Here is a 5,887-nt window from a genome sequence, read left to right on the forward strand (position 1 = left end):
AGGCCGCCACCACGGGCGGCACGCCGCACGACGGGGACGGGAACCACCGGACGCGGCCCGCGCCGGACGGCCGGGGTTCCGGGCACACGGTCGCCCGCACCACCCCGCCGGAGGCCGCCACCACGGGCGGCACGCCGCACGACGGGGACGGGAACCACCGGACGCGCGCCGTACGGCCCGCCGGGAGGGCGGGCGCGGGGGACGGCCGGGGTGCGGGGCTCACGGTGATCCGTCCTGCCCCGCGGGGGCGGGCGGCGCTCCCGCCGGGCGGGAGAACCGCCCTCCTGGACTACGCCTCCGGGGGGTGATTCACCGTCACGGGGGTTCCGGCGGCGCCCGCCGGCGGAGGGGTGAGCGGCACCTGCGGGCCGTCGTCCTCGCGCAGCCAGCGCCGCAGCACCCGGTGCACCCGCTCGGCGCCCACCAGTTCCTCGCCCGCGGCGACCGGGGGCGTCAGCTCCGGCGGGGAGAGCAGGAAGGGGCGGGACTGCTCACCGCCGAGGCCGCCGTGCGAGCCGATCTGCTCCTCGAAGGCGTGCACGGTCCCGGTCGCCGGGTCGTACATCGAGTTCACCATCACGTCGGCGACGTGCGGGAAGCCGTCGGTGCGCCGGACCGCGTCCGCCGCGCCCCGGCCGAAGACCGCCAGCGGGCCGTCGTCGGCCAGCTCCGCCACCGGCACCTCCACGCCGTCCCGGGCCATCACCACCGAGCCGTGCTCGGCGCTCGCCACCAGCAGGAAGCCGATCCCCGGATGCTGGGCGAGGGTGCGCAGCAGCGCCGGATGGCGCCGGTCGATCTCCTCCTTCGTCATCCGGTGCGGCACGTCGGGGAAGGAGACCAGACCCAGGTTGCCGGAGGCGAGGACGATCGGCTCGGACGGCCGGGCGGGCAGCTCCCGCTCCGTCTCAGCCCCGGTCTCCACCGGCCGGTGCAGGGCGCTGCGCAGCGCGTCCCTGGCCGCGTCCCGGGCCTCCGCGCCGCTGCGGGTCCGGCCGACCCGCCGCGACACCGGCAGCCCGCAGCCCGCCCGCACCAGGTCCTTCAGCGTCAGCCCGTACGCGCCGGCGAAGGTCTCGCCCGGGCTCTGCCCGTGGTCGGAGAGGAGCACGATCCGGTACGGCCGCGGGGCGTGCTCGGCGACCCGGGCGATCAGCCCGAGCGAGCGGTCCAGACGGCGCAGCACCTGGTCGGTGTCCCGGCCCCGGGGGCCCGAGTGGTGCGCCACCTCGTCGTAGGCCACGAGGTCGGCGTAGACGGCGGTCCGGCCCGCGAGCATGTCGCCCATGACCGCCGCGACCACCACGTCCCGCTCGACCACCGTGGCGAAGGCGCGCACGAAGGGGTAGGTGCCGCCGCGCCGGATCCGGGGCGTCTCGCGGCGCAGCCGGGCGCGGGTCGACTGCGCCACCTCGCGCACGACCTCGTTGACGAGGGAGCCGGCGGTGCGGACCGCGTTGGCCGGGTCGGCGAAGTACGCGAAGTACCCGGCGCGCGACCGGTTGCGGCGGCCCCGGCGGGCCGCGACCGTCAGCACCAGCGCCACCTGGTCGGCGCCGCCGCTGAAGAGGTTGCCCCGGGAGGCGCCGTCGAGGCTGCGGAGCCCGCCGTCGCCGGTGCGGCGGACCGCCCGGCGCTGGAGCTCGACGGCGCTCGCCGGCCGGTTGGACACCATGAGCCGGCCGGTGTCCTTCTCGTACCAGCGGAAGGCGGGCACGTCCTCGTTGCTGCCGTGCAGGATGCCGAGCTGGCTGGCGCCGGTCTGGCTCGACCAGTCGGTCCGCCACGGGGTGAGCCGGTGCCCGGCGTCCAGCCAGCCCGCCACGGTCGGCATCAGCCCGTCGTCGACGGCCCGGCGCAGCGCCTCGTGGCCGACGCCGTCGAGCTGGAGGAAGACCGTGCCGGGCGCGGGCGCCGGGACGGAGCGCGGGTCGCGGGGGCGGGTGCGGCCGGTCTGCCGGTACAGGCGCCGGCGGTAGGCGTCGTCGTCGCGCACGGCGAGCGCGGTGGACGTGGCGGAGGCCACGGCGGACATCACGGCCGCGACGACGACGGCGGTCTCGGGGTCGGCCGCGCCCCGCCCGTCCGGGATCAGCCACAGGGCGACGAGCAGCAGCGAGCCGTTGAGGAAGAAGACCAGCAGGCCGAGGACGAGCGCCGGGACCAGCAGGAGGGCGCGGACGACGAGCGGCCAGACGAGCGCGGTCAGCAGGCCGAAGGCGCCGGCGGCCCAGGAGGCGGTCAGGGCCGTCCGGGTGAAGCTGTCGCCGTCCGGGGACTGCAGCTGGAAGTCCGGCAGCAGTCCCGCGAGCACCAGCAGGGTGAGGGTGGAGACCCCCCACACGCTGAGGACCCGCACCGCCGTCCGCCCCGCGCCCAGCCACCGCCGGTCGCTCCCTCGCCCGTCGCCCACGCCACCCGCACCTTCCGCCCAAACGTCCCTCCACCCTGACATACCTCCCCACCCGGGGCGTTCCTCACCGGTGCGGGCGGGCGCGGATCGGCGGGCGCGGGCGGGTCGGGTCAGGTCGGGTCAGGTCAGGTCAGGTGCCGTCGTAGCCGGCGGTGGGCATGGAGAGGCGGCGGTGGACGGCGGCCCTGGCGGCGGCGTCGTAGCGCGGCGGCGCCGCGTCGGCCGTCTCGACCCGCACGCCCCGCCGCGCGCACTCCGCGCGGAAGCCGGGGACCGAGGTGAGCGCCCGGGCCAGGACGTGCTCGTTCGCCGCGACGAAGACGTCGACCTCGCCGGACTCGACGTCGGCCCAGAGTTCGTCGTGGTCGGGCCGGACGCCGTAGAAGAGGAGCCGGCGCACGAGGACGTAGCCGCGTTCGTCCGCCCAGCGGGCGCACGCGGCGTGCTGGCCGCGCGTGTCGACGAGGAAGGGTTCGGAATCGAGTTCTTCGAGCGGGGTGAGGCTGGCGATCGCCGCGACCCGGACGTCGTTCATGGGCCGACCCTACTGCCCGGCGGAGCCGCACGGGAGGGCCGCCGGGCCTCTACTCTCGTGAGGGAGCGCGGATCGCGAGGAAGGGCGGCATGCCGGTGGAGGTCACCTGGTGGGGGCACGCGACCTGCACGGTCGAGGACTCCGGGGTCCGGTTCCTCACCGACCCGCTGTTCGCCCGGCGCCTGGCGCACCTGCGCCGCCGCCGGGGCGCCCCGCCGCCGCCCGAGGCGGCGGTCGCGGAGGCGGTCCTCGTCTCGCACCTGCACTCCGACCACCTGCACCTGCCGTCGCTGGCCCGGCTCGCGCCGGGGATCCGGGTGCTGGTGCCGTCCGGCGCGCCCGACGCCGTGCCGGGGCTGCGCCGGCTGGCCGCCGCGGGGCTGCGGCTGACGGAGGTGGCGCCGGGCGACGAGGTGACGGTCGAGGGCGTGACGGTACGGGCGGTACCGGCGCTGCACGACGGCCGGCGGCTGCCGTTCGGCCCGCACCGCTCCCCCGCGCTCGGCTATGTCGTCGAGGGCGGGGCGCGGACCTACTTCGCCGGGGACACCGGTCTGTTCGACGGCATGGCGGAGGCGGTCGGGCCGGTGGACGTGGCGCTGCTGCCGGTGGGCGGCTGGGGCCCGTTCCTGGGGCAGGGGCACCTGGACGCGGGGCGCGCGGCGCGGGCGCTGGCGGAGCTGTCCCCGGCGGCGGCGGTGCCGGTGCACTACGGCACGTTCTGGCCGGTCGGCATGGACGGGGTGCGGCCGCACGAGTTCCACGCTCCGGGCGACGAGTTCGTGCGGCAGGCGGCCCGGCTGGCGCCGAAGGTGGCGGTGCACCGGCTGGGGCACGGCGAGCGGGTGCGGCCGGAGGTCGCCCGGTGAGCGGTGGGCTGCTGGCCGCCGTGCGGGACCTGCCGCCGGAGTCGACGCAGCAGGCGGTGGGGTATCCCTCGCTGTTCCTTCTGGTGTCGCTGGGCGCGCTGGTGCCGGTGGTGCCGACGGGCGCGATCGTCAGCTCGGCGGCGGTGGTGGCCCTGCACCAGTCTTCGGCGGTGTCGCCGTTCCCGCTGCTCTTCGTCTTCCTGGTGGCGTCCGCCGCCGCCTTCCTCGGCGACCTGGCGCTGTACTGGCTGGGGCAGCGCGGGGTCCGCTCGCGCAACGGTTCGCGCTGGCTGGGCTCGCTGCGCTCGCGGGTCACCCCGGACCGCCTGGCGCACGCGCAGGAGCGGCTCGACAGCCACCAGGTGTCGGTGCTCGTCCTGTCCCGCCTGGTGCCGGCCGGGCGGATCCCGGTGATGCTGGCGTGCCTGCTGGCCCGGATGCCGCTGCGGCGCTTCGCGCGCGGCGACGCGGCGGCGTGCCTGGCCTGGGCCGCGACCTACCAGCTGATCGGCATCCTGGGCGGCTCCCTCTTCCCGGAGCCCTGGCAGGGCGTGGTGGCGGCGGTGGGCCTGACCCTGCTGGTCAGCGCGGTTCCGGCGGTGTGGCGGCGGCTTCGGGGCAGCGGGCGCGACGCGCTACGGCACGAGGACGCGTGAGCCGCCGACCGGGAGGTCCCACAGGTGCTCGCGGGGCAGTCCGGCGTGCGTCCAGGCCGCGCGGACGCGGGTGAGGGGTTCGAGGACGGGCTCGGAGGAGAGGACGAAGGTGGCCCAGTGCATCGGGGCCATCCGGCGGGCGCCCAGGTCCTGATGGGCGCGGACGGCCTCCTCGGGGTCGGTGTGGACGTCGCTGAGCCACCAGCGGGGGGCGTAGGCGCCGATGGGCAGCAGCGCCAGGTCGATGCCGGGGTGGCGGCGGCCGATCTCGGCGAACCAGTGGCCGTAGCCGGTGTCGCCGGCGAAGTAGACGCGGTGCCCGGCGGTGTCGGTGAGCACCCAGCCGCCCCACAGGGAGCGGCAGGTGTCCAGGAGGGTGCGCTTGGACCAGTGGTGGGCGGGGACGAAGTCGAAGCGGACGCCGTCGAGTTCGGCCGCCTCCCACCAGTCGAGCTCGGTGACCCGGGTGAAGCCGCGGCGGAGGAACCAGCGGCCGAGGCCGGCCGGGACGAGGACCGGGGTGGCGCGCGGCAGGCGGCGGAGGGTGGGGGCGTCGAGGTGGTCGAAGTGGTTGTGGCTGATGACGACGGCGTCGACCGGCGGCACGTCCTCCCAGCGGACGCCGACCGGGGTGAGCCGGGCGGGGGTGCCGAAGATGCGCCGGGACCAGACGGGGTCGGTGAGGACGGTGAGGCCGCCCACGCGGACGATCCAGCTGGCGTGCCCGGCCCAGGTGACGGCGACGGTGCCGGGGCCGGCGGGCGGCAGCGGACCGGGCTCGAACGGCAGCAGCGGCACGTCCCGCAGTCCCTCGGGCCGGGGGCGTACGGCTCCTTCGCGGGCGAGCCTGGCGAGGGCCCGGACGCCGGGCAGGGGGGCGGTGAGCCGGTCGGCGAAGGTGCGGGGCCAGTCCGCGCGCAACCGGCCGAGGGGCTGGAGCACGGAGGTGGGGAGCGCGGCGGGCCGGCGCGGGGCCTCGGCGGCCGGGGCGGGGCGGGCCGTCCGTTCGGTCATCTGCGGGCTCCGTTCTGCGCGGTGGGGTCGGCGAGGTCGTCGAGGACGGCGGTGAGGGCGGCCAGGGCCCGTACCGCCTGCGGCAGTCGTTCGGGTTCGCGGGCGGCGAGGGTCTCGGCGCGCTCGGGCGGGGTGGCGCCGAGCAGGGGGCCGGTGTCGAGGCGGACGCGCAGGGCGCCGAGTTCGTCGCCGAAGCGGTGGCCGCCGGGGACGGGCCGGCCGAGGCGGGCGGTGAGGTGCTGTTCCAGTTCCAGGGAGTCGGTGACGCCGTGGGCGGCGAGTCCGGCGCGCAGCGGTCCGAGGTCTGCGTAGAGGTGGCGGCCGGCCCGCGGGGGTCGGGCGAGGGCGCCGGCGGCGAGGACGGGACCGTGCCCGACGGCGGCGAGCCGGCCGTAGACGC

5 protein-coding genes and 2 pseudogenes are annotated in these 5,887 nt (G+C 77.5%); 3 read left to right on the forward strand and 4 right to left on the reverse strand.

Annotation, left to right across the window (positions count from 1 at the left end; translation table 11 throughout):
• Positions 1-308: pseudogene (locus tag IE321_RS42635) on the forward strand (hypothetical protein); the annotation flags it as partial.
• On the opposite strand, the gene IE321_RS40285 reads toward IE321_RS42635, so the two are convergent.
• Positions 290-2,413, reverse strand: a complete 2,124-nt coding sequence (locus tag IE321_RS40285) for a phage holin family protein (RefSeq protein ID WP_226652782.1) — start codon at positions 2,411-2,413, stop codon at positions 290-292. The pseudogene IE321_RS42635 and the gene IE321_RS40285 overlap by 19 nt on opposite strands.
• 130 nt (positions 2,414-2,543) lie before the next feature.
• Positions 2,544-2,948: a recombinase family protein gene (locus IE321_RS40290; protein WP_043224079.1), complete on the reverse strand. Its 405-nt coding sequence runs from the start codon at positions 2,946-2,948 to the stop codon at positions 2,544-2,546.
• Positions 2,949-3,037: 89 nt separating this feature from the next.
• Here IE321_RS40290 and IE321_RS40295 point away from each other — a divergent pair, with 89 nt between their 5' ends.
• Complete coding sequence (locus tag IE321_RS40295) at positions 3,038-3,817, forward strand: MBL fold metallo-hydrolase (RefSeq protein ID WP_190226603.1); 780 nt, start codon at positions 3,038-3,040, stop codon at positions 3,815-3,817.
• Entirely contained in the window at positions 3,814-4,473 is a 660-nt protein-coding gene (locus IE321_RS40300) for a DedA family protein (RefSeq protein ID WP_226652784.1), read from the forward strand. Before IE321_RS40295 ends, IE321_RS40300 begins: the two co-directional genes overlap by 4 nt.
• Here the strand turns inward: IE321_RS40300 and IE321_RS40305 are convergent.
• Positions 4,453-5,487 carry an MBL fold metallo-hydrolase gene (locus tag IE321_RS40305; RefSeq protein ID WP_190226604.1) on the reverse strand — a complete coding sequence of 345 codons (1,035 nt, stop codon included), beginning with the start codon at positions 5,485-5,487 and terminating at the stop codon, positions 4,453-4,455. The two genes, IE321_RS40300 and IE321_RS40305, sit on opposite strands and share 21 nt — an antisense overlap.
• Positions 5,484-5,887: pseudogene (locus tag IE321_RS40310) on the reverse strand (pyridoxal phosphate-dependent aminotransferase); the annotation flags it as partial. The pseudogene IE321_RS40310 and the gene IE321_RS40305, both read right to left, overlap by 4 nt.

The organism is Streptomyces hydrogenans (assembly GCF_014656075.1).
GTDB classification, from domain to species: Bacteria; Actinomycetota; Actinomycetes; order Streptomycetales; family Streptomycetaceae; genus Streptomyces; species Streptomyces hydrogenans.

Coding starts and splice junctions, on each gene's coding strand:
- IE321_RS40305 (WP_190226604.1), bottom strand. CDS start 5,487: ATGACCGAACGGACGGCCCGCCCCGCCCCGGCCGCCGAGGCCCCGCGC.
- IE321_RS40295 (WP_190226603.1), top strand. CDS start 3,038: ATGCCGGTGGAGGTCACCTGGTGGGGGCACGCGACCTGCACGGTCGAG.
- IE321_RS40290 (WP_043224079.1), bottom strand. CDS start 2,948: ATGAACGACGTCCGGGTCGCGGCGATCGCCAGCCTCACCCCGCTCGAA.